Below are 23,954 nucleotides of genomic sequence, written 5' to 3'. Positions count from 1 at the left end.
CGTTGTGTCAGGCGCTTCATGTATTGCCTGACACTCCCTCTTCGCGAGCAGGCTCGCTCCCACATAGAGCAAAATGGACGAAATGCATAAAGATAGATCGCATCGATATAAGTGGTTATAAGAAAAATCGCTATGCTGCGGGCCTGAAATTTCCCTGCGGTCTATGTGGGCGTATCAATGGATTTAGTGAACATCGGGTTGGTTGTCGCCGGGCTGGTCGTCGGCTTCATCGTCGGCATGACGGGCGTGGGTGGCGGGTCGTTGATGACGCCTATCCTGCTGGGTTTTGGCATCAATCCGGCAACGGCGGTCGGCACCGATCTGTTGTACGCGGCCATCACCAAGTCCAGCGGCGTGCTGGTCCACAAAAAGAACAACAACATCGACTGGTCGATTACCGGCTGGCTGACCCTCGGCAGCGTGCCGGCCGTGGCGTTGACGTTGTGGTTCCTGAGCAGTCTGAACGAAGCGCCCGATGCGATGAACGCGATCATCAAACAGGCTCTGGGCTTCGTGCTGTTTGCCACGGCGCTGGCGATCCTGTTCAAGAAGCGCCTGCTCGATTTCGCCCACAAACGTGCCGGCGGTAATTACAAGCCAAGCGGGAAGCGCCTCAATGTGTTGACGGTGATCACCGGTCTGGTCCTGGGCACCATGGTCGCGCTGACGTCCATCGGCGCCGGCGCATTGGGCACCGTGGCGTTATTCATTCTTTATCCGCTGTTGCCGACCCGCCGCCTGGTGGGCACGGAAATCGCCCACGCCGTGCCCCTGACCCTGGTCGCCGGTCTTGGCCATGCGAGCATGGGTAATATGGATTGGCAGGTGCTGGGTTACTTGCTGGTCGGTTCGCTGCCGGGGATTTACCTGGGCAGCCACCTGACCGGGCGCATCTCCGATGAGTTGTTGCGTCCTTGCCTGGCCACGATGTTGGTATTGATCGGTTACAAACTGGCGTTCTGATTGCCAGCATCATTCGCGGGTGAAGATTTCCAGCAGATGCCCATCCGGGTCATCGAAATACACCCGCCGCCCACCCGCATAATCATTGACCTCCTTCGGCCGCTGCTTGCCCGGATCGGCCCACCACGACTGCCCGCGTGCCTGCAGTCGCGCGAACGAGCGGTCGAAGTCGTCGTCAGCGAGCAAAAACGCGTAATGCTGCGAGGCGATCGGCGGATCGTTGTCGTAGAAGTCCAGTGACACATGGTTATCAAGCCTGACGATCAGCATCGGCCCGAACGGTTCCGGAGCGGGCAGGCCGAGGAGTTCGACCAGAAAATGTGCCGACCGGTGTTTGTCGCGGCACCAGACGATGGTGTGGTTCAACTGCGCGCTCATATGAGGGTCCTCACGGCGGTTCAGCCAGCGCTCTTTGATGTTTTCAGATTAGCCCAGCCTGTTGCGCAATGACCGCCCTGACCTAAGCTTGGGGCAAGGCCGAACACATTTGCGAAGCGTCACCGGAACGAACGCCGCAATGCGCAATCATTAGAGCGTGGATATCAAAAGGAGATGCGCATGCTCATCAGGTCACTGACCCTGGCTACCCTTCTGGCTGTTGCCAGCCCCTTGTTCGCCGCCGATGGCGATTCACCTCTGGATATAGACAAGGGCAGGGCCCGGCCGTTGATCGTGATCACGCGCAGCACCGTTGATCCTGTCTGGGTGAACCTGAAGAAATCCCTGGAAGATCCGGCCAACAAGCAGGGGGTCGCCCAGCGCAACATCAGGGTGTACAGCGTGTTGAACATGTCCGGTCAACTTGATGGCAAAGACCTTGGCCAACAGGACACCATGGCGCTGATCCGCGCGTTGAAACTCGGTGCCGGGGCGTTGCCGAAAGTGATTTTGGTGGGCAAGGACGGCGAGAAGAAACTCGAAAGCTCGGGGGAGGAATCGAAGTCGGTCGACCTGAAAAAAATCTTCGAAACTGTTGACGCCCTGCCGGTGGCCGAGCAGGAAGCGGCTCCACCGGCCCCGCCACCGGTGGCCGCCGAGGCAGCCCCGGCCAAGGGCGCCAAGAATGCAAAACCCGCAAAACCGGCGAAGCCCGCCAAGCCGCCTGAGCAGCCGGATGATTGAATTGATGCACTACCTTTGTGGCAAGTGACTTGCCTGTGGGAGCGAGCCGGCTCCGGGCGGCGCTCCGACAAAAACGATGTGTCAGGCAACATCAACGTTGAATGTGCCGGCCTCTTCGCGAGCAGGCTCGCTCCCACAGGTGAGGGGTTTTCAGATTACTTGCCCAGCGCGGTCAATATCGAATGAGCGATTTTGATCCGTTCCGGGTTTGGATAGTTCTTGTTGGCCAATATCACGATGCCGATGTCTTTCGACGGCACATAAGCCACATAAGCACCGAACCCGCCTGTCGAGCCGGTTTTATTGAACAGCACATTGTCCGTTGATGGATGGGGTGGGTGCAGCCACTGGACGGTGTGGGCTTCCATGGCCATTGGCGTCGAGTTGCCGGCGAGCAGCTTTTCGAGGGTGACCGGATAGTGGTAGGCCTCCCAGCCCAGGCCCTGGGTCATGTCGCCGACGGTGTAGTAACCGCTGTGGGTGATCGCGATTGCTTGCTGCAATGGTTTTTCCAGCGTCGCCGGTTTCATGTTCGCTTCGACATAGCGAAGCATGTCTGCCGCGCTGGTCTTCACCCCGTATGCCTCGGAGTCCAGTGCTCCCGGCCCGACCCGTACAGGTTGGTCATCCTTGTTATAGCCCTGGGCGTAAAGTCCCGTTTGATCTTGGGGCACCTTGAGGAAGGTGTGCTTCAACCCGAGTTTCGGCAGCAGGGTTTTTTCCATCACGTCGTCAAATGGCGCACCCATGCTTTTCGCCGCCAGATAGCCGAACAGCCCCAGGCTCGGGTTTGAATATTGTCGATGGGTGCCGGCGGCATACGCCGGTTTCCACTGTTTGAAATAGTCGAGCATCTTGTCCGGCGCATCGGCCGAATCCGGAAATTGCAGGGGCAGGCCACCGGGTGTGTAGGTGCCCAGTTGCAGCACGCTGATGTCATCGAACGCGCTGCCCCGCAGTTGCGGCAGAACGTTGCTGGCCTTGTCGGATAACGACAGTTTGCCGCTGGCCACGGCGTAGGCGGCGAGGGTGGCGGTGAAGGTTTTGCTCACCGAGCCGATTTCAAACAGGGTGTTTTCGGAGACAGCCTTGTCGTTTTCCTTCGACGCTACACCGTAATTAAAGTAATGCGCCTGGCCGTTGAGGGTGATGGCAATCGCCACGCCGGGGATCTTCTGTTGTTGCATTACCGGTTGGATGGCGGCGTCGACGATGGCCTTGATGCGGTCGTCAGCCATGCACTGGCTGGCACCGAGGAGCAGGGCCAGGGCGCCGTAGCGTGTGAATTTGTTCAGGTATTTATCAGGCATGACTGAGTCACTTCCATGAGTATTCAGGGTGTTGGTCGAACGGCTTTGCGATTCGGGTCGCAGATGAGCGAAGCAAATCTATGCAGTCTGCCAAGATTGGACAACCGATGATATTTTGCATGCGCCATTAGAAAAATTTGGGAGTTGGCATGATCCGGCCGCAATTACCGCTTAACGCACTGCGCGCCTTCGAGGCTTCGGCGCGGCACTTGAGTTTTACCCGGGCGGCGGTGGAGTTGTGCGTCACGCAGGCGGCAGTGAGTCATCAGGTCAAAGGTCTTGAATCTCAATTGGGCGTGACCCTGTTCAAACGCTTGCCCCGCGGGCTGATGCTGACCCGCGAAGGGGAAACCCTGTTGCCGGTGTTGCGCGAGTGCTTCGACCGCATCGCCGAAACGCTGGAATGTTTTGAAGGCGGGCATTTTCGCGAGGTGTTGACGGTCGGGGCGGTGGGGACCTTTGCGGTGGGTTGGTTGTTGCCGCGACTGGCGGACTTCCAGGCGAAACATCCGTTTATGGATTTGCGCCTGTCGACCCATAACAATCGGGTGGATGTCGCCGCCGAGGGGCTGGATTACGCCATTCGTTTTGGCGCGGGAGCGTGGCATGGCATTGAAGCGGTGCGGGTGATCGAGGCGGCGCTGTCGGTGTTGTGCGTGCCCGGGATTGCCCGGCAAATGAAATCGCCGAACGATCTTTTGCGGCAGACGCTGTTGCGCTCGTACCGCACGGACGAGTGGCCCGAGTGGTTTCAGGCTGCCGGGCTTTCGACGCTGGGCCCTTCGCCGAGGAGCATTGTCTTCGACTCGTCACTGGCGATGATGGAGGCTGCTTTGCAAGGTGCAGGTGTGGCGCTGGCGCCGCCGTTGATGTTTTCGCGGCAATTGGCGGCAAATATGATCGAGCAGCCTTTCCCGATTCATATCACCACCGGTGGCTACTGGCTGACCCGTTTGCAGTCGCGACCGGAAACGTCGGCGATGACGGTATTTCGCGAATGGCTGCTGCAAACGGTACAGATGAATTAACTGACTCAACACCTGTGGGAGCGAGCAGGTTCGCTCCCACAGGGATGTTCAGTGATCCCGTCTTTAGCGCACCAGGCACGGCCGCTTGTTATCGAACGTCCACCCCGGAATCAGAAACTGCATGGCCACGCTGTCATCCCGTGCACCCAGTCCCATGCCTTTGTACAGCTCATGGGCCTTGGCCAGTTGGTCCATATCCAGCTCGACTCCCAATCCCGGCTTTTGTGGCACTTGCACGCAGCCGTCGACGATTTGCAGCGGAGCCTTGGTCAGGCGCTGGCCGTCCTGCCAGATCCAGTGGGTGTCGATGGCGGTGATTTCACCCGGTGCGGCGGCCGCGACGTGGGTGAACATCGCCAGGGAAATGTCGAAGTGGTTATTGGAATGCGATCCCCAGGTCAGGCCCCACTCGTGGCACATCTGCGCGACCCGCACCGAACCCTGCATCGTCCAGAAGTGCGGATCGGCCAATGGGATGTCCACCGATTGCAACTGGATCGCGTGGCCCATTTCCCGCCAGTCAGTGGCGATCATGTTGGTGGCGGTTTTCAGGCCGGTGGCACGGCGGAACTCAGCCATGACTTCGCGGCCCGAATAACCGTGTTCCGCGCCGCAGGGGTCTTCGGCGTAGGCCAGTACGTGATGCTGGTCCCGACACAACCGGATCGCTTCTTTCAGCGACCATGCACCATTCGGATCCAGGGTGATGCGCGCATCGGGAAAACGTTCCGCCAGGGCGGTGACTGCTTCGATTTCGGCATCGCCACTGAGCACGCCACCCTTGAGCTTGAAGTCCTTGAAGCCATACCGCGCATGGGCGGCTTCGGCGAGGCGCACCACGGCGTCGGTGGTCATGGCTTTTTCGTGACGCACGCGGAACCAGTCGTTGTCGGCGTCCGGTTCGCTGCGGTAGGCCAGATCCGTTTCGTTGCGATCACCGACATAAAACAGATAACCGAGCATCTTCACTTCATTACGTTGCTGACCTTCACCGAGCAGGGCGGCCACTGGCACGTCCAGATGCTGGCCGAGCAAATCGAGCAGCGCGGCTTCTAGGCCGGTGACGGCGTGAATGGTGATGCGCAGGTCGAAGGTCTGCAAACCGCGTCCGCCGGCATCGCGGTCGGCGAAGGTCTGGCGCACCTGGTTGAGTATCTTCTGATAGGTGCCGATCGGGCTGCCGACCACCAGGCTGCGGGCGTCTTCGAGGGTCTGGCGAATGCGTTCGCCGCCCGGTACTTCGCCGACGCCGGTGTGGCCGGCGTTGTCCTTGAGGATCACGATGTTGCGGGTGAAAAACGGGCCGTGGGCGCCGCTCAGGTTGAGCAGCATGCCATCGTGGCCGGCCACTGGAACAACCTGCATGTTGGTGATGATCGGGGCTTTGGCGGCTTCTTGTGCGGTCATTTTCTTATCCTTTGAGAACTTGTGTTCAGGCGTGATGCTTCAGGCGTGATGGCTCGCTGGTTTGCCCGGTGCAATGGCGGAGGCGGCCTTGGGTTTGTTGCGGGCGGCGAAGACGATGATCGCAGCGATGATCGAGGTGGCGGCCAAACCATACAGCCCGCCCTGAATGGAGCCGGTGCGTTCTTCGAGCAGGCCGAAAGTGGTCGGCGCGACGAAGCCGCCAAGGTTGCCCACCGAGTTGATCAGCGCGATGACGCCCGCGGCGATGCGTGCATCCAGATAAGCCTGGGGAATCGGCCAGAACAGCGATGACGCCGATTTGAAACCCAGCGCGGCAAAGCAGATTGCCACGAAGGCGAAAATCGGCCCGCCTGTGGTGGACATGAACATCCCGGCAGCGGCGATCAGCAGGGCGACGGCGACCCAGGCTTGCTGGTGCTTCCACCTGGCCGACAGCGAAGCGAAGGTATACATGCCGACAATCGACAGCAGCCATGGAATCGAGTTGAACATCCCGACCTGGAAGTCGCTCAGGTCGCCCATCTTCTTGATGATGCTCGGCAGCCAGAAGGTCGCGGCGTAGATGGTCAGCTGGATGAAGAAGTAGATCACGCAGAACAGGATGATCTGCCGGTCCTTGAGCAATGTGCCCAGTGACGGCTTGATCGGCGTCGCCGCTTCGCGAGCAAGCTGTTCGTCGTCGATGGCCTTGACCAGTGCGTCCTGCTCGTCGCGGGTCAGCCATTTGGCGTCGTGGGGTTTGGAGTCCAGCCAGAACCAGACGAAGGCGCACAAGCCCACCGAGAACATGCCCTCGATGAAGTACATCCATTGCCAGCCGTGCATGCCCAGGCCGCTGATTTGCAGAAGCAGGCCGGACAAGGGGCCGGAGATCAGCGAGGCAATCGCCGAGCCGCTGAGGAAAATCGCAATCGCCTTGCCGCGCTCCACCCCGGGCAGCCAGCGGGTGAAGTAGTAGATCACCCCGGGAAAGAAGCCGGCTTCGGCTACACCCAGCAGAAATCGCAGGATGTAGAAGTGGGTTTCGTTCTGGATGAACGCCATGCCCGCCGCCACCAGGCCCCAGGTCAGCATGATGCGGGTCAGCCAGATGCGTGCACCGACTTTTTGCAGAAGGATGTTGGAGGGCACTTCGAACAGCGCGTAGCCGATGAAGAACAGGCCGGCACCAAGGCCGTAGGCGGCAGCGCCGATGCCCAGGTCGTGTTCCATGTGGGCGCGGACGAAGCCGATGTTCACGCGGTCGATGTAGTTGACGATGAACATGATGACGAACAGCGGCAAGACGTGGCGTTTGACTTTCGAGATAGCGGACTTCAGCGCCGAATCAGCGCCATTGTCTATCCCTGAGATGGATGTATTCACTGCGTTTTCTCCCACTCGTTATTTTTATGCGGGGTGTGACAAGGTGTTGCGTTGTTGATAGACATCATACAACTAGATTTTTTCGATCTGCAACCGTCTTTGTCCAACACAATCGCCATAATTTGCAGGTTTGTTATGCTGTTTGTGGTTTTTCATCACCTAAGATTTAGGTGTTTTTGCGGAATTTATTGAGTGTTGTCATACAAGTATGCGCTGTTTTCTTGAGATTCCGGACGAGCGCAGTGCTACGATTCCGATAGCTCTGCCTTTGGATGATCGCCATGCAAGAAAACCTCGACGCACCTGCCCGCAAGCGCAGTCACAATCTGGCCCACGACCTGGTGGACAAGTTGACCCAGAGCATCTTGCTCGGGCAGATGTCGCCTGGCGACAAGCTGCCGTCGGAGAACTCGATCGTTCAGGAACACGGGGTGAGTCGCACCGTGGTGCGCGAGGCGATCTCCAAATTGCAGGCCTCCGGGCTGGTGGAGACCCGTCATGGCATCGGCACCTTTGTGCTGGAGCGGGCACCGGAGCAGGGGCTACGGTTGAATGTCGATACGGCGCTGGGGGTACGCAGCATCCTGGAGCTTCGCATGGGCCTGGAAACCCAGGCGGCAGCGCTGGCCGCGGTCCGTCGGACCGATCAACACGTGGCGCAGATGCGCCAAGCGCTGGACGACTATCAAAGCCTGCTGGCCAACAACGACAGTTGCGTCGAAGCCGACCGGCGCTTTCATCTGCTGATTGCCGAAGCCACCGGCAATCTGTGCTTCACCGAGATCATGCAACACCTGGGCAGCGCCATGATTCCGCGCACCCGGGTCAATGCGGCGGAGCGCGGCGCAGTGGATTTGAGCAAGCTCGGGCAACTGGCCAACCTCGAACACGAGGCGATCCTCAACGCCATCAAGCGCCAGGACCCGGACGCGGCACGGGCGGCGATGTGGCTGCATCTGACCAACAGCCGGGACCGGTTTTCGCTGTAGGAGCGAGCTTGCTCGCGATGGCGGTGTGTCAGGCTGCACCAATGTTGAATGTGTCGGCCTCTTCGCGGGCAAGCCCGCTCTCACAGGATTGTGTCGGTCACATAATTTGGATCCGGCTCGAAACCTGTGGGAGCGTGGCTTGCCCGCGAAGAGGCCAGATGCCTCAACACAAAACAATGATCAGACACGAACCACCTGCACCGCTGGCCTGCGTTCCAGATTCAACGCCAGCACACTGATCAACACCACCACCGCACCCACCGCCACCATCAAGGTCGGTCGTTCACCCAGCCCCACGGACGCCATCGCCATCGCCGTCGGCGGCACCAGATACAACGTCATCGTCGCCCGGCTCAGGTCCACATGCGCCAGCACATAAGCCCAGGCCAGGTACGCCAGGGCACTCGGGAAAACCCCCAGGGCAGCGACCGCAAACTGCACGCGCAGGGGGGCGTTGGCCACTTGATCCGCCAGCCCGGGCAAGAAAATCAACAGCAGCGCCGTGCCGGACCAGACCGTGTAGCACACCAGCGTCAACCCGTCGTAACGCCCGGTGTGATGCTTTTGCAGGGCGAAGTAAAGACTCCAGGACAACGCCGCCAACAGGATCAACAAGCCGTGGGCATCGATACTGCCCAGGCCGCGGTCGCCTGCCACCACAATCACCACACCGATCAATCCCAGGATCACGCAGCCCCAGCGCCACAGGCTCACCCGATCCTTGAACACGAAGCGCGCCAGCAACGTACTGAACAGGGGCGTCGACTGTGCCAGCACGCTCGACGCACCGGCGCTGACGCCCTGCTGGCCGAAATTGATCGCCACGTGATGCAGGCTTACCGCAAAGAAACCCAACGCCATCAGCAGGGGCACATCGCGCAGTTTCGGCAGACGAATACCCCTGAACACCGCGACCACGGCCATGAACAGCGATGCCAGCAAAAAGCGCAGCAACGCCAGGTGCACCGGGTCGTAGGTTTGCAAGCCGATGTGGATACCGGTCGGAGAATAACCCCAGCAGGCCACCACGAAGGCCATGGCCAGGATGATTTTCAAGGGAGAACCGGAGGAGGGCGTGAGTAGATTCATGGTCGTGCACCGAGAGGCAGGTGCGTTGAGTATCAGAACTCGAATCGTTCGCCACAACTGACTTATACTGCGTAAACCATTCACTTTGAGTGATGTATATGGAGCTGGCCCAGATTCGAATGTTCAAGACCGTGGCCGAGGTGGGCAGCATCGCCCGTGCCGCCGAGTTGCTGCATTGCGTGCCTTCGAACATCACGGCGCGCATCAAGGCGCTGGAAGCGGAGTTGGGCGTCGCGCTGTTTCTGCGTGAGGGTCGCGGGCTGCGCATCAGCCCGTCGGGGCAGACTTTTCTGGCCTATGCCTCGAAAATTCTGGCCCTGACTGCGGAAGCCAAACGCGCGGTGGACCCGTCAGCCGAACCGTCCGGGCCGTTGCGCATCGGCGCCATCGAGTCTTCGGCCACCGGTCGCTTGCCGCGCTTGCTGGCGAAATTCCATAAGCGTTTCCCGGCGGTGGCGCTGGAGTTGACCACCGGTACCTGGGGCCAGTTGCTGGATGACACCCTGAGCCATCGCCTCGACGGCGCCATCGTTGCGGTGGATGTCGAACGCTCGCACCTCAAGCGCACGCCGATGTACCGCGAAGACCTGCTGCTGATTGCCTCGACATCACTCGGGCCGGTGCGCGATATGGCGGATTTGCACGACAAGACCGTGTTCATGTGGCCCCAGGGGTGTCCGTATCGGGCGGCGCTGGAGCATTGGCTGTTACGCCAGGGGCAGGCACTGCCGATTGTCAGCCTGGCCAGTTACGGCGCGATTGTCGGCTGCGTCAGCGCCGGGGCGGGGGTGGCGCTGGTGCCCAAGGGCGTGTTCGATCAGTACGCCAGGGGCGCGGGTTGCGTGGGGTACGAATTCCCTGAGCTGACCGCTATCGACAACCTGTTCTACTGGCATGAAAACGCCGGGGTGCACCCGGCGCGGGAAGCTTTTGTGGCGATGTTGCGTGAGGAGTTCGCGTAGCTTTTTTCTGTGGGAGCGAGCCTGCTCGCGAAAGCGATTTAACATTCAACAATGATGTTGGCTGGAAGTCAGGCTTCGCGAGCAGGCTCGCTCCCACAGGGATTGTTAAGTTGCGTTCACATCCCGCATCAACAACCCAAACCGCAGATCCACCGCATCCGGAATCGGCAGATACACCGTATGCCCATCCCCCGGCGCCACGTCGATGGGCTCACCTTTGGCGTTTTGCAGTTGATGCAGATCGAAGTGGAAGTTGCCTTTAGGCGTCATCAGTTCCATGTGATCGCCCAGGGCGAAGCGGTTTTTCACCTTCACCTCGGCCAACCGTTCCCGCCGTTCGCCGGTCAGTTCGCCGACAAACTGTTGCCGTTCCGATACCGAGCTGCCGTTCTGGTAGTTCTGGTACTCGTCATGCACATGCCGCCGCAGGAAGCCTTCGGTGTAGCCGCGCTGGGCGAGGGATTCCAGGTCGGTCATGAGGCTGCGGTCAAACGCGCGGCCGGCCACTGCGTCATCGATCGCACGGCGATAGACCTGCGTGGTTCGTGCGCAATAAAAGTGTGATTTGGTCCGCCCCTCGATTTTCAAGGAGTGCACGCCCATCCGGGTCAGGCGCTCGACATGCTGCACGGCGCGCAGGTCCTTGGCGTTCATGATGTAGGTACCGTGCTCGTCTTCGAAGGCCGGCATCAGTTCGCCCGGACGATTGGCTTCTTGCAACAGGAAAACTTGCTCGGTGGGCGCGCCGAGACCCAGGGTCGGTTCCGGCTGGCAGTGCTGGACGATTTCGCCGAGCTGATTTTCCGTGGCTTCCTGCGCCGAATACTTCCAGCGGCAGGCATTGGTGCAACTGCCCTGATTGGCATCGCGCTTGTTGATGTAGCCCGACAACAGGCAGCGGCCGGAGTAGGCCATGCACAGCGCGCCATGGACGAACACCTCCAGCTCCATCGCCGGGACTTGTTGGCGGATTTCGCCAATTTCTTCCAGGGACAGTTCCCGCGACAGGATGATCCGGCTCAAACCCTGCTGCTGCCAGAACTCGACGCTCGCCCAGTTCACCGTGTTGGCTTGCACCGAGAGGTGAATCGGCATCTGCGGGTAGTGTCGACGCACCAGCATGATCAGGCCGGGGTCGGACATGATCAGGGCATCGGGCGCCATGGCGATGACGGGCGCCAGGTCTTTGAGGAAGGTCTTGAGCTTGGCGTTGTGCGGCGCGATGTTCACCACCACATAAAAGCGCTTGCCCTGAGCCTGTGCCTCGTCAATGCCAAGAGCCAGGGTGGCATGGTCGAATTCGTTGTTGCGCACTCGCAAGCTGTAGCGCGGTTGGCCGGCGTACACGGCATCGGCACCGTAGGCGAAGGCATAGCGCATGTTTTTCAGGGTGCCGGCAGGGGCGAGCAGTTCGGGGGCAATGAGCTTCATGGCGGGTCGATCGCAAAAGTCGTCGAGGGTAAACACCTTGTCCCGAGGGTTTATTGATCTGGATCTATGCTTGATGAACAAACGGATGGCACTCGCGCGAGCCGTGGCGGCCTAAGCATCAGGACGCAATTCTGCGTCCCGGCGCACTGGCATGGATCGGACATGAACGAAGAAAAACTGCAAGACAAATCCCTGACGGTTCTGCTGGGTGTGGTGAGCATCGCTTTTGTCTGGATTCTGCTGCCGTTTTACGGCGCGGTGTTCTGGGCGGTGATCCTCGGCATCCTCTTTGCGCCCCTGCAGCGTCGACTGCAATTGAAATTCGCCTGGGAACGCAACATCACGTCATTGCTCACCCTGAGCATCTGTCTGGTGATTGCGATTCTGCCGGTGATTGTCCTCAGTTTCTTTCTGGTTCAGGAGGGCGCAGCGGTTTACAAAAGCATTGAAAGCGGCGAGCTGGACATCGCCGGTTATGTGGCGCAGTTCAAGCACAGTCTGCCGCCGTACTTCCAGCATTTGATGGATCGCTTCGGCCTGGGTGGGTTGGAGGGGATGCGGGAGAAAATCATCAAGAGCGCGGTGGCAGGGGGGCAAGTGTTGGCGAGCCAGGCTTTCAGTTTCGGCCAGGGAACCTTCGAGTTCATCATCAGTTTTTTCATCATGCTCTACCTGTTGTTCTTTTTTCTGCGCGACGGCGCGGAACTCGCACGCCAGGTGCGCGCGGCGGTGCCGCTGGAAGAACAGCAGAAGCGTCGTTTGCAGCTCAAGTTCAATCGCGTGGTCAGGGCCACGGTAAAAGGCAACCTGCTGGTGGCGATCACGCAGGGCGCATTGGGCGGTTTGATTTTCTGGTTTCTGGACATCCCGAGCGTATTGCTCTGGGCGGTGTTGATGGCATTTTTGTCGCTGTTGCCGGCGGTGGGCGCAGGGATTGTCTGGGCGCCCGTGGCGGCATTTTTCCTGTTTACGGGGGCGATCTGGCAGGGGGTGGTGCTGGGGCTGTTCGGGGTGTTCGTGATCGGGCTGGTGGATAACGTGCTGCGCCCGATACTGGTGGGCAAGGATACGAAGATGCCGGACTACCTGATCCTGATCTCGACCCTCGGCGGCCTGGCGGTTTTCGGGCTCAACGGATTTGTCATCGGACCATTGATTGCCGCGTTGTTCATGTCGAGCTGGGACATTTTCCTTGAAACCAGACCGCGGGTTCAGCTGCCTTAGGCGTTGAGTTTGCCTGTCTGGCCCGCGCTGACGCGCTGCGACATCGCCTGGGCGGCGGGTAGTGAAGTGAGCGGGCCGCTGATCGGTTCGCCGTCCAGTACCAGATACCAGCAGGCAAGCAGGCCCGATTCCCTGAGGGATGCGGGGACGGCGCTGCCGATAACGGACATGATCTGAACCTGAGACATCATAAGTACCTCCATCAATCTATGGAGCTACCTTACGGGGCGGCCGATTTTTCCGACAATCACCGTTTTCGATAGTGGTCATTGATGTCGTTGAGGCCAACTGGCCGTCTGTCGCTCAGTCGACCACCTGATCGAGCATATGGACCACTTCCTGCTCGTTGAGCAGACCTTTGCGCACCAGGTTTTGCGTCAGCAGCGAGAGAAACTTGGCGCTGCGATGACCTTCCAGGTGCTTGAGTTCGGTCAGGGCGTTGTACACCTTGCTGGAGGTGCATAGACCGACAATGCGGTGCGGGTTCTGCGTGGGCATGAGGGCGTCCTTGTTGTTATCAACCTGTTGTTGGCGGACAGGTTCAAGCTTGCGGTGCTGACATGACATAAATATGACTGTTTCCCCAATGGCAGGGGCGAGTCAATCTTGCCCGCTTGAACAGCCGATGCTGTCCCGATAACGACACTGACGAGATTTATCCAGACGCGGGCCGACGAACGGCTGACATCTGTAGGAGCGAGCTCTGCTCGCGATGGATGTGAACGATAACGCGTGCATAGCGGGTGTGCGCGGCGCTCTCGGGACCATCGCGAGCAAGCTCGCTCCTACAAAGGCGGGGCCATGATGCGTCTGTCACCAGCGGCCATAGCCGCGGGGAGGGCCGTAGTAGCCGCGTGGCGGGCCGTAATAACCACGGGGTGGTCCATAGTAGACCGGTGCCGGACGGTAGTAGATCGGTTGTTGCACGTACACCGGCGCCGGCTGGTAATAAACCGGAGGAGGCGGTGCGTAGTAAACCGGAGGGGGTGGGGCATAGACCGGTTGTGGCGCGACATACACCGGCCGGTTGGCGTTGATCAGGGCGGAGCCGACGATGGCCGTACCCACAATCGCCCCGAATACCGCCGCGTCATTGCCACCACCATGGGCTTGCGCTTGCCCTGTGATAGCCAGAGCACCAATCAGCAAGGCAACTGTGGGGATTTTACGGATCATGATAGTTCCTCGGTTCATCGCCCCCGGCGCTTGTGTCTGCAATAGGCCCAAGGATTGTCGCGGGGATACTTCTAAGACAGCTTTTTTTTGAGAATCAGCACAGCCGTTGGGTAAATTTTGTGTAAGGTCTGTACCGGCTTGCTGACGGTCGAACGAGGCCGTGTGCAGGCATGGAATCATGATCGAACAGAACAGGTCGGCCGGCTGTTTCCGTCCATCCGAAAGTGTATTGCAAGGAGATCCGCATGCAGATGAACCCGAACAAAGACACCCAGCTGTGCATGTCCCTCTCCGGGCGCCCCGGGAACTTTGGCCTGCGATTTCACAATCATCTGTATGAGCAATTGGGGTTGAATTTTTATTACAAGGCGTTCAGCAGTCAGGACTTGCCGGGGGCGGTGGGCGGCATTCGCGCCTTGGGTATTCGCGGCTGCGGCGTGTCCATGCCATTCAAGGAAGCCTGCATAGCCCTGGTCGATGAGCTGGACGCCTCGGCCGCTGCCATCCAGTCGATCAACACCATCGTCAACACCAACGGCCACCTCAAGGCCTACAACACCGATTACATCGCCATTGCCCAGTTGCTGGACATCCACGCGGTGCCCAAGGACACCACGTTTGCCCTGCGCGGCAGCGGCGGCATGGCCAAGGCCGTGGCCAGTGCCTTGCGCGACGGTGGCTACAAGAACGGCTTGATCGTGGCCCGGAACGAGCGCGCCGGCCGTGCCCTGGCCGAATCCCTGGACTACCCATGGCAAGCCGAGCTGGGCTCGCGGCGTCCGCAAATGCTGGTCAATGTCACTCCGGTCGGCATGGATGGCGGGCCGGAGGCGGGTCAACTGGCGTTCGAGGCAGATGTCATCAAAGCTGCGGGCATTGTCTTCGATGTGGTGGCGATTCCTTCGGAAACCCCGCTCATCGTGCGGGGACGTGCCGAGGGTAAGCAGGTGATTACCGGGCTGGAAGTGATTGCGATCCAGGCGCTGGAGCAGTTTGTGTTGTACACCGGCGTGCGGCCGACGGAGGAGCAGTTTCGGGCGGCGGTGGCGTTTGCGCGGGGGTGATCTTCAGGTTATTTGCCGACCTGACTGACGGCTTCGCGAGCAGGCTCGCTCCCACAGGGATTTGTGGCGCTCACATAACCTGTGGGAACGAGCCTGCTCGCGAAAGCGGCGACTCGGTCTCGCAGGTGCTCCTCGGCTTATACTGCTGGCCAGCAAGCAAAGACTTGCCCTCCAACAACAATCACCGTGACCGAGGTTCCCATGCACCCCGCGATTCTCAATCTGGATCAGGTCGAGTTAGAACCACTGCCCGAAGAATTTGCCCCGACCGGAGAAACCGCCGGTCGCTATCAACAACGCATTGCGCGTATCGGTCAGCAACTGGGCGCACAGAAGCTCGGTTATCGCTTGTATGCGCTGGAGCCCGGCATGCGCGGCAGCCCGTTTCACAGCCACCGGGTCAATGAGGAAATGTTCTACGTCGTGGCCGGGGAAGGGGAGGTGCGTCTTGGCTCCGAGCGCTTTGCGATCCGCGCCGGTGACGTGATTGCCTGCCCGGCGGGTGGTCCGGAAAGGGCGCATCAGATCATCAATACCAGTAACGGCGAACTGCGTTACCTGGCGGTCAGCACCCAGCAATCACCGGACATCTGCGAATACCCGGATTCCGGAAAGTATGTGGTGATGGATGACTTCAAGGTCGACGCCGAGGGCAATGCCTCGGGATTCGTCGCCGTGGCCCGGCAGGGGGATGGGGTGGATTATTGGGAGGGGGAATAGTAACAGCGACTTCCAAGCCACTGTGGGAGCGAGCCTGCTCGCGAAAGCGGTCTGTCAGTCACATTAATGGTGTCTGATACTCCGCCTTCGCGAGCAGGCTCGCTCCCACAGTTGGATCGTGTCGCTATTCCAACCGTGCCAACCGCTCTTCCAACGCCGCAATCCGCGCTTCCAGCTCTTCGATCCGCTCGACCGAAACACCGCCGCCACTGCGCTCAACCGGGTTCTGCCGCGCGGCCAGAATCGCCTCGATATCCGCCGGATCACCCATGGCATGCATATAGCGGTCTTCCCGCTGTCCGGCCTGGCGTGGAATCAGCAGCGCCAGCCCCCGGGCAATCAACCGTTCAAGCTGATGCACGACCTGCTCGCTGTCTTCGAAATCATGCATGCGCCCGCTGCGGGTCAGCAGTTCATTGACGGTTTGCGGGCCGCGCAGGTACAGCAACCCCATCAGAATCACCTGCGCCGGCACCAGCTCCAGGGCCTTGTCGACCTTATGCTCCCAGCGATCGGCGCGGCTGCCCATCACCAGTTTGGTGAAGCCGCGTCCTTCAAGCGCGCGCAGGCTCTGGCCGACCTGACCCTGGGTCAGGTTCATCACCGGTTCGCGACTGGTTTTCTGATTGCAGGCAATTACCAGCGCATTGAGGGTCAGCGGATAGGTTTCCGGGCTGGTGGCCTGTTTCTCGATCAACGAACCCAGAATGCGGATTTCCGTGCTGTTGAGGCGCGGTTCGTCGAAGGTCTGTTGTTGTTGTTCAGTGCTCATCGCGCTTTTCCCTATGCAGTCGAAGCATGCCATCGAAGCCGCCTAGCCTAATCCTTGCAGGATAAAAGACAAGCCGCAGGAGGGGCGGGCATGGCTATAATCGGCCGACGTTTCCCTCCTGTCATCACATGAGACTGCCATGACCATTTCCCTGTACGACGCTTCCGTTCCTGTTTTCCAGCAAATGCTCAACGCCCTGAGCGACGTGCTGAAAAAGGCCGAGGCCCATGCCGCCGCCAAGAACATCGATCCGAACGCCTTCCTGCAAACTCGCCTGTACCCGGATATGTTCCCGTTGGTGCGCCAGGTGCAGATCGCGGTTGATTTCAGCAAAGGTGTATCCGCGCGTCTGGCCGAGATCGAATTGCCGAAATACGACGACACCGAAACCACCTTCGCCGAACTGCAAGCGCTGATCGCCAAGGTGCTGGCGTTCATCGGCGAGATCAAACCGGAGCAGATCAACGGCAAGGAAGGCATCGAAATCGTGACCCGTCCGGGCACGCCTAAAGAGAAGCGCTTCTCCGGCCAGGCTTACTTGCTGACCTACGGCTTGCCGCAGTTCTTCTTCCACGTCACCACGGCTTACGCACTGTTGCGTCATAACGGCGTGGAAGTGGGCAAGCGCGATTACATGGGCGCGTTCTAAACCGCCCGGAGTTCCTGTAGGAGCGAGCTTGCTCGCGATGGTCGTCAACGATAACGCGAGCTGTCTGATTGCCCGCGGTGTCTGGTCGATCATCGCGAGCAAGCTCGCTCCTACAGGGTTGGCTGTCACGCCAATCGCTGTGTCTTTTGTTCTTCACCCAGGCAAGCCGCCGCCGTGAACAGTACATCGGTCGAAGAATTCAACGCGGTCTCCGCCGAATCCTGCAGCACACCGATGATGAAACCGACCGCCACCACCTGCATGGCGATTTCGCTCGGGATGCCGAACAGGCTGCACGCCAGCGGGATCAGCAGCAGCGAACCACCGGCCACGCCCGAGGCACCACAGGCGCAAATGGCTGCGACGACGCTCAGCAGAATGGCCGTTGGAATGTCCACGGCAATGCCCAGCGTGTGCACCGCCGCCAACGTCAGCACGGTGATGGTGATAGCCGCTCCGGCCATGTTGATGGTGGCGCCGAGCGGGATCGACACCGAGTAAGTGTCTTCGTGCAGGCCCAGACGTTTGCTCAACTCAAGGTTGACCGGAATGTTCGCCGCCGAACTGCGGGTGAAAAACGCGGTGATACCGCTTTCCCGCAAGCACATCAACACCAGTGGATACGGGTTGCGGCGCAGTTTCCAGAACACGATGACCGGGTTCATCACCAGGGCCACGAACAGCATGCAGCCCAGCAACACGGCGAGCAGTTGCGCATAACCGATCAAGGCGCCGAAGCCGGACGTGGCGAGGGTCGAGGCCACGAGGCCGAAAATCCCCAGCGGCGCAAAGCTGATCACCAGACGCACAATCACCGTCACGCCGTTGGACAAGTCACCCAGCACCTCGCGCGTGGTGTCACCGGCATGGCGAATGGCGACGCCCATGCCGATGGCCCAGGCCAGAATGCCGATAAAATTGGCGTTCATCAGTGCGCTGACCGGGTTGTCGACCACGCTGAGCAACAGGCTTTGCAGCACTTCGCTGATGCCACCTGGTGCGGTGACGGCTACGTCTTGGGTCGAGAGGACCAGGCTCGATGGGAACATCATGCTGGCAACCACCGCGACCACGGCGGCAGCGAACGTGCCCAGCAGATACAGAAACAGGATCGGCCGGATGTGGGTTTCCTGGCCGTGCTTGTGGTTGGCGATCGACGCCATGACCAGCACGAACACCAGAATCGGCGCGACCGCCTTCAGGGCGGACACGAAGACTTTGCCAATGAAGGCGGTGGACTTCGCCGCTTCAGGCGCAATCAGGGCCAGGCCAATCCCGGCGATCAAGCCAATGATGATTTGTGTGACCAGGCTGGTGCGTTTCAGGCGTTGCAATAGCGAAGGGGATGAAGCGGTCATGAACGGCATCTCTGGTTTTTTATAAATGCATGGTTCCGCAGGTTTGCAGCAAGAAACAGGGCAGGCCGCAGGCGGGAAACCGAAAGAGGGAACACGGGGCTAATGCCGGCGCTGATTCCGGTGGCGAGGGAGCTTGCTCCCGCCGGGCAGCGAAACGGCACCGACAAATGGGCCTGCTGTGCAGGCCAGCGGGAGCAAGCTCCCTCGCCACAAGGGCGCGGACTTTATCACAGCGGGGGCCCGATCCTTCAGCCCTGTGACGATCTGCCACCCAAATGTGCGGCGCAATGTGCAGGTTCATGCAACCGTGTGCGGAAACACTCTGTTAAGCTTCGCCATCCTCATTTTCATCTTTGCCAGTGGGCCTTCGGGCTATCGCTGGTGTCGTCGTTTTCTGGAGTTCTGCATGTTGTTGCCCATTCTTCTGTTGTCAGCCGCCGGTTTTACGGTGCTGACCACGGAATTCATCATCGTCGGCCTGTTGCCGGCCATTGCCCGCGACCTTGACGTCAGCATCCCGCAAGCGGGTTTGCTGGTGACCCTGTTTGCCTTTACCGTCGCCGCGTTCGGGCCGTTCCTCACGGCATATTTCGCCCGCTTCGAGCGGCGCAAGCTGTTTATCTCGGTGCTGATCATGATTGGCCTGGCCAACATCCTCGCGGCGCTGGCGCCGAACATCTGGGTGATGGCCCTTGCCCGGTTGATTCCGGCATTGGGCTTGCCGGTGTTCTGGTCACTGGCCAGTGAGACGGCGGTGGACATCGTCGGGCCGGATCAGGCCGGGCGCGCCGTGGCCAAGATTGGCTTCGGCATTGTTTGCGCCACGGTGTTCGGCATTCCGGTGGGTACACTGATTTCCGATGCGTTCGGCTGGCGCAGTGCTTTCACCCTTCTGGCGTTGATCGCTTTTGCCAAGGCGTTGCTGCTGTTTATCTACCTGCCGAAAACCAGCCTGCATCAGCATCAAGTCAGCTTCCTCTCACAGTTCAAGATCCTGCGCAGCCCCTTGATGGTCGGGCATGTGCTGCTGTCGATCGTGGTGTTCAGCGGCATGTTCACCGCCTACACCTACCTGGCGGACATCCTTGAACGCCTGGCCGGATTCAACGGCGCGGTGGTCGGCTGGTGCCTGATGGGTTTCGGCGCGGTCGGGCTGATCGGCAACTCGTTGGGTGGTCGCGCGGTGGATCGCCATCCGCTGCTAGCCTCGATGATGTTCTGCGCCTTCATGATTGCCGGCCTGGTGGCGCTGGTGCCGAACATTCATTCGCCCCTCGGACTGGCGGCGGCAATGGGCATCTGGGGTGTGACCCAGGCTGCGTTGTTCCTGGTCAGTCACGTGCGCCTGATGAAGGCTGCGCCTGAAGCGCCGGCATTTGCGGCGTCGCTGAACATCGCCGGGGGCAACCTGGGGATCGGCCTGGGCGCCATGATCGGCGGGCGCGTGATCGACAGTGTCGGCCTGCAAGGCCTTGGTTTCGCCGCGGCCGGCTTTATCCTGGCCTCGATCCTGTTGGCCATCGCGCTGATGACCTTCAAGCCCCGCGAAGTCTGCGTCTGAGGCGTCACAATTCGGTAAACAACTCGCGTCGGGCACCTTCGGTAATGGCGACAATGCCAGGGTGCTTGACCTTGCGTTCCACCGAAATGGCGTAGAACGACTCGCTCACCGCGTCTGTCTGGCCAATCACCTCTACGCCAAGTTGGCGTTTCACTTCATCGGCAATCACGCTCGGGCCAATGAAAATCCCGCTGCCGGATTGACCGAAAGCCTGCATCAATGCGCTGTCATCGAATTCGCCGACAATCTGCGGCTGGATCTGCTGCTCGGCGAACCAGCGTTGCAAGCGGCTGCGCACCACGGTTTCAGGCCCGGGAATCAGCAGGGGAGCGCCGTGCAGGCTGCGGGGAAAGTCCTGACCGTAGCGCGTCGCCAATTCGGCGGTGGCGAAGAAACTGATCCCGCATTCACCGAGTTTCTGGCTGTAGCCCTTGATGTCCAGGTGCGAGGGCATTGGGCTGTCGGAAATCACCAGGTCCAGGCGCTGGATCGCCAGATCGGCCAACAAACGTTCAAGCTTGTCTTCGCGGCAAGTGATGCGCAGCGGCTCGCTCAGTTCCATGGTCGGTGCGATCAGCCGATAGACGATGGATTTGGGCACCACGTCGGCCACGCCGACCCGAAACAGAATCTGCTGTTCATTGGGTTGTGCCCGCAGCATCAATTCCAGTTCGCCGCCCAGCTGGAACATCTGCTCGGCGTAGGGCAGGGTCTGGCGGCCGGCTTCGGTGAGTTCAAGTTGCCGGCCGACCCGGCGAAACAGCTCGATGCCGTAGGTTTGTTCGAGCAGCGATATCTGCCCGCTGATCGTCTGGGGCGTCAGGTTCAGCTGCTCGCAGGCGCGGACAATGCTGCCGGTTTTGGCGACTACCCAGAAGTAATGCAGTTGTCGATAGTTGAGCATGATCATCTACAGTTCGTAAAAGTCGAAGTATAACCGCTGAAAATACGAATTTTCCTGAAGTGTTCATCTCCCTAGAATGCGTCGCTATCAACGGGCCATCGTAACGGTCCCGTTTGTTCTATCGAGGAAAACATCATGAAGCTTAAAACCACGGCTCTGCTGATTGCGTCTGTGCTGGTACTGGCCGGTTGTGATCAGGCCGAAAAAAGCGCTCAGCAACTGATGGGCAAGGCTGCCGAAAGTGCCAAGCAAGCCATCGACGACACCCACAAAGCTGCTGAGCAGGCGCTCAGCGAAGCCACGGGCGGGTTGATCAGCAAGAAAGAATCATCGGAAAAAGACGCGGATAAATCCGAATCTTCCTCCCAGGAAATCTAAACCGTCTTACAGCGAGTCAGGACTGACCCATGGAATACCTTTTACAACTAGCCGCCAGCCCCACCGCCTGGGTTGCCCTGGCCACCCTGGTAGTGATGGAGATCGTGCTCGGCATCGATAACCTGATCTTCATCTCGATCCTGACCAACAAACTGCCCGAGCAGCACCGGCAGAAGGCGCGGCGCATCGGTATCGGCATGGCACTGATCCTGCGACTCGGCCTGTTGAGCACCATCGCGTTCATCGTCCAGTTGACCGAGCCTGTGATCGACCTCTTCGGCCACGCGTTCTCCTGGAAAGACATGATCCTGATCGCGGGCGGCCTGTTCCTGTTGTGGAAAGCCACCACCGAAATCCATCACAGCATGGACCCGGCACCGGAAGATCCGAAGTCGGCGACTTCTACCGTGACTCTGGGCTTTGCCGCGGCGATCGGCCAGATCCTGATGCTGGACATGGTCTTCTCCATCGACAGCATCATTACCGCTGTCGGCATGACCGAGCATCTTCCGATCATGATCATTGCGGTGGTGGTGTCGGTACTGGTGATGTTGCTGGCGGCTGACCCGCTGGCCAAGTTCATCAACGACAACCCGACGGTGGTGATGCTGGCCCTGGGCTTCCTGATCATGATCGGCATGACGCTGATCGCTGAAGGCTTCGGCGCCCACGTACCGAAAGGTTACGTCTACGCTGCCATGGCGTTCTCGGCTGCGATCGAGGTGTTGAACATGATGTCCCGTCGGGCGAAGCACAAGCGTGTAACCGCTGACGCATAACTGGCGCTGAACGAAACGGCCACCTGAACTCGCAAGAGTCCAGGTGACCGTTTTTTTATGTGCGCTGGAAAATGTCGATCAGTGGGCGGAGGCGTGACGCGTGGCGGCTTTGTCGGATTTCACCAAGGGTGCCGGCCGGGCAGGGTGGTGATGGTGGCGACGGGTAATGCGCAGAACCCCCCATAACATGGCGGCGGCGACGGCCAGCCAGCCGGAGATCAACATCACGATTGTCATTGTCAGGCTCATCGATGCCTCCTCTTTGCCCTGCAGCGGGCGCACACGCTTTGCAAGTGACAGTCTAGCCGCTGGTGTGTTGCAGGCTATTGACCGAAGGTCGACTGGGACCAACCAGTTCGCTCTATCGAACCTGGTCAACTACCGGTTAAGGCTATACCGCCGCCGCGTGGCGTCCTATGATCGACGGCCAAGCCGGGAAGCGGATTGCCTGGCGTCTGATCAAGAGAGTGATGATGGTGCGGGTAATTTCTCGAATTCTATCGGCGGCGGTAATCGTCGGATGCGTCGCGGGGCTGGCCGGCTGCGCCGGCAGCGTAGCGCCGCAGATCAAGCGTCTGCCGGAGCGTGTCGAACTCAGCGGCCGGTTCTATCGCGGCGTGGCCAATCAGAGCGGCCCGCAAGTGCTGGCGAGCCTGTTGTCCCAGCAAGGCATCGTGATTACCCCGGGCTTGCTTGATAAACCGTTGCACTTGCCGGGCGCCGAGGCCCAGTTGCAGCAAAACATGCAGAGCCTGGCCCGTGAGTACGGGATGATGGTCTATCCGCTGGACAGCAATCTGCCGGCCTTGTTGACCCAGGTGGCGGCCGGTTATCCGGTGATGGTGCGCTTTACCGAGGGTTCTGCACTCTGGGCCGAGCCGCGTTATGCCATCTTGTCCGGGTATAACCGCCAGAAACAGACCGTGCTGTTGCGTGCTGGGATGGATCAGCGGTTGCTGATGAGCTTCGGCTCGTTCGAATCGGCTTTCAAAGACGCCGGTGGTTGGGCGGTGTTGATTCAGGCGCCGACGCAGATTCCCGCCGAAGTCGATCAGCAGCGCTGGCTCAAGGCGGCGAACGATCTTGCTCAGGCCGGCCAGGAGCAGGCGGCAGCGACGGCCAAAAAGGCCTTGCGCGCGCAATAAGCCCGTTCGTCATCTGTCAGGCACTGCGGCACGCTGGAGGTATCTGATACTTAAGGCCCGGATGTTTCGGGCCGCTTTCAGGAGGCGTCCATGGCACATTCCAATACCCCTTCCGGCCCGCACTCGTCCGAACATTCGTCCGGCGATGAGTTGGGTTTCGACCCGGATTCCCCGGATCTTGCCGACCCTCAGGTCGACCCCGTCGGACCGGCCAAGGCGCCGAGGGATGTGAAACCGGGTGACAATCCCAAGACTCCGGCAAAGCCCTATGATCCGCTCGGTGATCTGAAGCCCTAGATCCCATGGAGGTGCGTATGTCTACCGATTCGAGCTTCAATGACAAGCGTCCGGAAAACGTTCCGACCACGCCCGAAGAAAGTGTCGATCCGGTGTTGGATCCGGACAGTCCGTTGCGAGATCCGCTGGCCCGCCCGACGGTGGTACCGACGGAACATCCGCAGGGCTGGCGAGATCCCAGCAAGGGGGATGGCATTCCGGATGATGACCAGATGCCGTTACCCAACGATTGATCGCTGA

At 59.9% G+C, this 23,954-nt stretch carries 28 protein-coding genes; 15 read left to right on the top strand and 13 right to left on the bottom strand.

The window, feature by feature from the left end; all coding sequences use genetic code 11:
- Nucleotides 1–177: 177 nt before the first annotated feature.
- Complete coding sequence (locus tag ACW9HW_RS11260; protein ID WP_457399879.1) at nucleotides 178–963, top strand: sulfite exporter TauE/SafE family protein; 786 nt, start codon at nucleotides 178–180, stop codon at nucleotides 961–963.
- 9 nt (nucleotides 964–972) lie between these two features.
- On the opposite strand, the gene ACW9HW_RS11255 is transcribed toward ACW9HW_RS11260, so the two are convergent.
- Nucleotides 973–1,341: a VOC family protein gene (locus tag ACW9HW_RS11255; RefSeq protein ID WP_457399877.1), complete on the bottom strand. Its 369-nt coding sequence runs from the start codon at nucleotides 1,339–1,341 to the stop codon at nucleotides 973–975.
- Nucleotides 1,342–1,521: 180 nt separating this feature from the next.
- Here ACW9HW_RS11255 and ACW9HW_RS11250 point away from each other — a divergent pair, with 180 nt between their 5' ends.
- Entirely contained in the window at nucleotides 1,522–2,085 is a 564-nt protein-coding gene (locus ACW9HW_RS11250; protein ID WP_095192813.1) for a DUF4174 domain-containing protein, read from the top strand.
- Between the two features lie 155 nt (nucleotides 2,086–2,240).
- On the opposite strand, the gene ampC is transcribed toward ACW9HW_RS11250, so the two are convergent.
- Nucleotides 2,241–3,323 (bottom strand): class C beta-lactamase, encoded by a 1,083-nt coding sequence (gene ampC, locus ACW9HW_RS11245; RefSeq protein ID WP_457399881.1) that lies wholly within the window; start codon nucleotides 3,321–3,323, stop codon nucleotides 2,241–2,243.
- A gap of 221 nt (nucleotides 3,324–3,544) precedes the next feature.
- On the opposite strand from ampC, the gene ACW9HW_RS11240 reads away from it, so the two are divergent.
- Complete coding sequence (locus ACW9HW_RS11240) at nucleotides 3,545–4,423, top strand: LysR family transcriptional regulator (RefSeq protein WP_457399876.1); 879 nt, start codon at nucleotides 3,545–3,547, stop codon at nucleotides 4,421–4,423.
- A gap of 63 nt (nucleotides 4,424–4,486) precedes the next feature.
- Here ACW9HW_RS11240 and gudD read toward each other — a convergent pair whose 3' ends face one another.
- Nucleotides 4,487–5,830 (bottom strand): glucarate dehydratase, encoded by a 1,344-nt coding sequence (gene gudD, locus ACW9HW_RS11235; RefSeq protein ID WP_457399874.1) that lies wholly within the window; start codon nucleotides 5,828–5,830, stop codon nucleotides 4,487–4,489.
- A 39-nt stretch (nucleotides 5,831–5,869) separates the two neighbouring features.
- On the bottom strand, nucleotides 5,870–7,216 hold the full coding sequence (locus ACW9HW_RS11230) for an MFS transporter (protein ID WP_095192809.1): 1,347 nt from the start codon (nucleotides 7,214–7,216) through the stop codon (nucleotides 5,870–5,872).
- A gap of 281 nt (nucleotides 7,217–7,497) precedes the next feature.
- Between ACW9HW_RS11230 and ACW9HW_RS11225 the strand changes: the two genes are divergently transcribed.
- The gene (locus ACW9HW_RS11225; protein WP_095192891.1) at nucleotides 7,498–8,205 is read left to right on the top strand and encodes a FadR/GntR family transcriptional regulator; all 708 of its coding nucleotides are present in this window, start codon (nucleotides 7,498–7,500) and stop codon (nucleotides 8,203–8,205) included.
- Between the two features lie 180 nt (nucleotides 8,206–8,385).
- Here ACW9HW_RS11225 and ACW9HW_RS11220 read toward each other — a convergent pair whose 3' ends face one another.
- The gene (locus ACW9HW_RS11220; RefSeq protein ID WP_457399871.1) at nucleotides 8,386–9,294 is read right to left on the bottom strand and encodes a DMT family transporter; all 909 of its coding nucleotides are present in this window, start codon (nucleotides 9,292–9,294) and stop codon (nucleotides 8,386–8,388) included.
- A gap of 98 nt (nucleotides 9,295–9,392) precedes the next feature.
- Here ACW9HW_RS11220 and ACW9HW_RS11215 point away from each other — a divergent pair, with 98 nt between their 5' ends.
- Nucleotides 9,393–10,256, top strand: coding sequence for a LysR family transcriptional regulator (locus ACW9HW_RS11215; protein ID WP_095192807.1), 864 nt, complete (start codon nucleotides 9,393–9,395; stop codon nucleotides 10,254–10,256).
- Nucleotides 10,257–10,361: 105 nt separating this feature from the next.
- On the opposite strand, the gene trhP is transcribed toward ACW9HW_RS11215, so the two are convergent.
- Nucleotides 10,362–11,687 (bottom strand): prephenate-dependent tRNA uridine(34) hydroxylase TrhP, encoded by a 1,326-nt coding sequence (gene trhP, locus ACW9HW_RS11210; protein ID WP_095192806.1) that lies wholly within the window; start codon nucleotides 11,685–11,687, stop codon nucleotides 10,362–10,364.
- Between the two features lie 162 nt (nucleotides 11,688–11,849).
- Between trhP and ACW9HW_RS11205 the strand changes: the two genes are divergently transcribed.
- A complete protein-coding gene (locus ACW9HW_RS11205; protein ID WP_095192805.1) occupies nucleotides 11,850–12,911 on the top strand; it encodes an AI-2E family transporter in 1,062 nt (353 codons plus the stop codon).
- On the opposite strand, the gene ACW9HW_RS11200 is transcribed toward ACW9HW_RS11205, so the two are convergent.
- From ACW9HW_RS11200 to ACW9HW_RS11190, 3 genes are all read right to left on the bottom strand, one after another.
- A complete protein-coding gene (locus ACW9HW_RS11200; protein WP_095192890.1) occupies nucleotides 12,908–13,099 on the bottom strand; it encodes a hypothetical protein in 192 nt (63 codons plus the stop codon). The genes ACW9HW_RS11205 and ACW9HW_RS11200 overlap by 4 nt on opposite strands.
- Nucleotides 13,100–13,214: 115 nt before the next feature.
- Nucleotides 13,215–13,409, bottom strand: coding sequence for a hypothetical protein (locus tag ACW9HW_RS11195; protein ID WP_034149937.1), 195 nt, complete (start codon nucleotides 13,407–13,409; stop codon nucleotides 13,215–13,217).
- Between the two features lie 315 nt (nucleotides 13,410–13,724).
- Entirely contained in the window at nucleotides 13,725–14,087 is a 363-nt protein-coding gene (locus ACW9HW_RS11190) for a hypothetical protein (protein WP_095192804.1), read from the bottom strand.
- 245 nt (nucleotides 14,088–14,332) lie between these two features.
- Between ACW9HW_RS11190 and ACW9HW_RS11185 the strand changes: the two genes are divergently transcribed.
- On the top strand, nucleotides 14,333–15,151 hold the full coding sequence (locus ACW9HW_RS11185) for a shikimate 5-dehydrogenase (RefSeq protein ID WP_457399868.1): 819 nt from the start codon (nucleotides 14,333–14,335) through the stop codon (nucleotides 15,149–15,151).
- Nucleotides 15,152–15,352: 201 nt separating this feature from the next.
- Complete coding sequence (locus tag ACW9HW_RS11180) at nucleotides 15,353–15,871, top strand: cupin domain-containing protein (RefSeq protein WP_095192802.1); 519 nt, start codon at nucleotides 15,353–15,355, stop codon at nucleotides 15,869–15,871.
- A 124-nt stretch (nucleotides 15,872–15,995) separates the two neighbouring features.
- On the opposite strand, the gene ACW9HW_RS11175 is transcribed toward ACW9HW_RS11180, so the two are convergent.
- Nucleotides 15,996–16,643, bottom strand: coding sequence for a YceH family protein (locus ACW9HW_RS11175; RefSeq protein ID WP_457399866.1), 648 nt, complete (start codon nucleotides 16,641–16,643; stop codon nucleotides 15,996–15,998).
- Between the two features lie 139 nt (nucleotides 16,644–16,782).
- Between ACW9HW_RS11175 and ACW9HW_RS11170 the strand changes: the two genes are divergently transcribed.
- Nucleotides 16,783–17,292: a DUF1993 domain-containing protein gene (locus tag ACW9HW_RS11170; RefSeq protein WP_457399865.1), complete on the top strand. Its 510-nt coding sequence runs from the start codon at nucleotides 16,783–16,785 to the stop codon at nucleotides 17,290–17,292.
- Between the two features lie 125 nt (nucleotides 17,293–17,417).
- On the opposite strand, the gene sstT is transcribed toward ACW9HW_RS11170, so the two are convergent.
- Nucleotides 17,418–18,650, bottom strand: a complete 1,233-nt coding sequence (gene sstT, locus ACW9HW_RS11165) for a serine/threonine transporter SstT (protein WP_095192889.1) — start codon at nucleotides 18,648–18,650, stop codon at nucleotides 17,418–17,420.
- A gap of 406 nt (nucleotides 18,651–19,056) precedes the next feature.
- On the opposite strand from sstT, the gene ACW9HW_RS11160 reads away from it, so the two are divergent.
- Nucleotides 19,057–20,211, top strand: a complete 1,155-nt coding sequence (locus ACW9HW_RS11160; RefSeq protein WP_457399864.1) for an MFS transporter — start codon at nucleotides 19,057–19,059, stop codon at nucleotides 20,209–20,211.
- A gap of 4 nt (nucleotides 20,212–20,215) precedes the next feature.
- On the opposite strand, the gene nhaR is transcribed toward ACW9HW_RS11160, so the two are convergent.
- The gene (gene nhaR, locus ACW9HW_RS11155) at nucleotides 20,216–21,115 is read right to left on the bottom strand and encodes a transcriptional activator NhaR (RefSeq protein WP_095192888.1); all 900 of its coding nucleotides are present in this window, start codon (nucleotides 21,113–21,115) and stop codon (nucleotides 20,216–20,218) included.
- Between the two features lie 135 nt (nucleotides 21,116–21,250).
- Here nhaR and ACW9HW_RS11150 point away from each other — a divergent pair, with 135 nt between their 5' ends.
- Together ACW9HW_RS11150 and ACW9HW_RS11145 are read left to right on the top strand one after the other, a co-directional pair.
- Nucleotides 21,251–21,493, top strand: a complete 243-nt coding sequence (locus ACW9HW_RS11150) for a hypothetical protein (RefSeq protein WP_095192798.1) — start codon at nucleotides 21,251–21,253, stop codon at nucleotides 21,491–21,493.
- Between the two features lie 29 nt (nucleotides 21,494–21,522).
- Complete coding sequence (locus ACW9HW_RS11145) at nucleotides 21,523–22,272, top strand: TerC family protein (protein ID WP_095192797.1); 750 nt, start codon at nucleotides 21,523–21,525, stop codon at nucleotides 22,270–22,272.
- 78 nt (nucleotides 22,273–22,350) lie between these two features.
- Here ACW9HW_RS11145 and ACW9HW_RS11140 read toward each other — a convergent pair whose 3' ends face one another.
- The gene (locus ACW9HW_RS11140) at nucleotides 22,351–22,521 is read right to left on the bottom strand and encodes a hypothetical protein (protein WP_170948626.1); all 171 of its coding nucleotides are present in this window, start codon (nucleotides 22,519–22,521) and stop codon (nucleotides 22,351–22,353) included.
- 167 nt (nucleotides 22,522–22,688) lie between these two features.
- On the opposite strand from ACW9HW_RS11140, the gene ACW9HW_RS11135 reads away from it, so the two are divergent.
- From ACW9HW_RS11135 to ACW9HW_RS11125, 3 genes are all read left to right on the top strand, one after another.
- On the top strand, nucleotides 22,689–23,417 hold the full coding sequence (locus ACW9HW_RS11135; protein WP_095192795.1) for a peptidase C39 family protein: 729 nt from the start codon (nucleotides 22,689–22,691) through the stop codon (nucleotides 23,415–23,417).
- A gap of 90 nt (nucleotides 23,418–23,507) precedes the next feature.
- Nucleotides 23,508–23,714, top strand: a complete 207-nt coding sequence (locus ACW9HW_RS11130; protein ID WP_095192794.1) for a DUF6021 family protein — start codon at nucleotides 23,508–23,510, stop codon at nucleotides 23,712–23,714.
- Between the two features lie 17 nt (nucleotides 23,715–23,731).
- The gene (locus ACW9HW_RS11125; protein ID WP_095192793.1) at nucleotides 23,732–23,947 is read left to right on the top strand and encodes a hypothetical protein; all 216 of its coding nucleotides are present in this window, start codon (nucleotides 23,732–23,734) and stop codon (nucleotides 23,945–23,947) included.
- Nucleotides 23,948–23,954 lie beyond the last annotated feature (7 nt).

Source organism: Pseudomonas sp. SDO5532_S415, from assembly GCF_054071155.1.
Note: the sequence above shows the minus strand (reverse complement) of the source record. Positions and strands in the feature narration are given on the sequence as shown.

Excerpts from the sequence above, each read along its gene's own strand:
- trhP (WP_095192806.1), bottom strand. The coding sequence starts at position 11,687 with ATGAAGCTCATTGCCCCCGAACTGCTCGCCCCTGCCGGCACCCTGAAA.
- ACW9HW_RS11160 (WP_457399864.1), top strand. The coding sequence starts at position 19,057 with ATGTTGTTGCCCATTCTTCTGTTGTCAGCCGCCGGTTTTACGGTGCTG.
- ACW9HW_RS11150 (WP_095192798.1), top strand. The coding sequence starts at position 21,251 with ATGAAGCTTAAAACCACGGCTCTGCTGATTGCGTCTGTGCTGGTACTG.
- ACW9HW_RS11205 (WP_095192805.1), top strand. The coding sequence starts at position 11,850 with ATGAACGAAGAAAAACTGCAAGACAAATCCCTGACGGTTCTGCTGGGT.
- ACW9HW_RS11180 (WP_095192802.1), top strand. The coding sequence starts at position 15,353 with ATGCACCCCGCGATTCTCAATCTGGATCAGGTCGAGTTAGAACCACTG.
- ACW9HW_RS11125 (WP_095192793.1), top strand. The coding sequence starts at position 23,732 with ATGTCTACCGATTCGAGCTTCAATGACAAGCGTCCGGAAAACGTTCCG.
- ACW9HW_RS11185 (WP_457399868.1), top strand. The coding sequence starts at position 14,333 with ATGCAGATGAACCCGAACAAAGACACCCAGCTGTGCATGTCCCTCTCC.
- ACW9HW_RS11130 (WP_095192794.1), top strand. The coding sequence starts at position 23,508 with ATGGCACATTCCAATACCCCTTCCGGCCCGCACTCGTCCGAACATTCG.
- sstT (WP_095192889.1), bottom strand. The coding sequence starts at position 18,650 with ATGACCGCTTCATCCCCTTCGCTATTGCAACGCCTGAAACGCACCAGC.
- ACW9HW_RS11260 (WP_457399879.1), top strand. The coding sequence starts at position 178 with ATGGATTTAGTGAACATCGGGTTGGTTGTCGCCGGGCTGGTCGTCGGC.
- ACW9HW_RS11250 (WP_095192813.1), top strand. The coding sequence starts at position 1,522 with ATGCTCATCAGGTCACTGACCCTGGCTACCCTTCTGGCTGTTGCCAGC.
- ACW9HW_RS11190 (WP_095192804.1), bottom strand. The coding sequence starts at position 14,087 with ATGATCCGTAAAATCCCCACAGTTGCCTTGCTGATTGGTGCTCTGGCT.
- ACW9HW_RS11170 (WP_457399865.1), top strand. The coding sequence starts at position 16,783 with ATGACCATTTCCCTGTACGACGCTTCCGTTCCTGTTTTCCAGCAAATG.
- ACW9HW_RS11200 (WP_095192890.1), bottom strand. The coding sequence starts at position 13,099 with ATGTCTCAGGTTCAGATCATGTCCGTTATCGGCAGCGCCGTCCCCGCA.
- ACW9HW_RS11220 (WP_457399871.1), bottom strand. The coding sequence starts at position 9,294 with ATGAATCTACTCACGCCCTCCTCCGGTTCTCCCTTGAAAATCATCCTG.
- ACW9HW_RS11255 (WP_457399877.1), bottom strand. The coding sequence starts at position 1,341 with ATGAGCGCGCAGTTGAACCACACCATCGTCTGGTGCCGCGACAAACAC.
- ACW9HW_RS11240 (WP_457399876.1), top strand. The coding sequence starts at position 3,545 with ATGATCCGGCCGCAATTACCGCTTAACGCACTGCGCGCCTTCGAGGCT.
- nhaR (WP_095192888.1), bottom strand. The coding sequence starts at position 21,115 with ATGCTCAACTATCGACAACTGCATTACTTCTGGGTAGTCGCCAAAACC.
- ACW9HW_RS11140 (WP_170948626.1), bottom strand. The coding sequence starts at position 22,521 with ATGAGCCTGACAATGACAATCGTGATGTTGATCTCCGGCTGGCTGGCC.
- ACW9HW_RS11195 (WP_034149937.1), bottom strand. The coding sequence starts at position 13,409 with ATGCCCACGCAGAACCCGCACCGCATTGTCGGTCTATGCACCTCCAGC.
- ACW9HW_RS11225 (WP_095192891.1), top strand. The coding sequence starts at position 7,498 with ATGCAAGAAAACCTCGACGCACCTGCCCGCAAGCGCAGTCACAATCTG.
- ACW9HW_RS11215 (WP_095192807.1), top strand. The coding sequence starts at position 9,393 with ATGGAGCTGGCCCAGATTCGAATGTTCAAGACCGTGGCCGAGGTGGGC.
- ampC (WP_457399881.1), bottom strand. The coding sequence starts at position 3,323 with ATGGCTGACGACCGCATCAAGGCCATCGTCGACGCCGCCATCCAACCG.
- gudD (WP_457399874.1), bottom strand. The coding sequence starts at position 5,830 with ATGACCGCACAAGAAGCCGCCAAAGCCCCGATCATCACCAACATGCAG.
- ACW9HW_RS11135 (WP_095192795.1), top strand. The coding sequence starts at position 22,689 with ATGATCGACGGCCAAGCCGGGAAGCGGATTGCCTGGCGTCTGATCAAG.
- ACW9HW_RS11175 (WP_457399866.1), bottom strand. The coding sequence starts at position 16,643 with ATGAGCACTGAACAACAACAACAGACCTTCGACGAACCGCGCCTCAAC.
- ACW9HW_RS11145 (WP_095192797.1), top strand. The coding sequence starts at position 21,523 with ATGGAATACCTTTTACAACTAGCCGCCAGCCCCACCGCCTGGGTTGCC.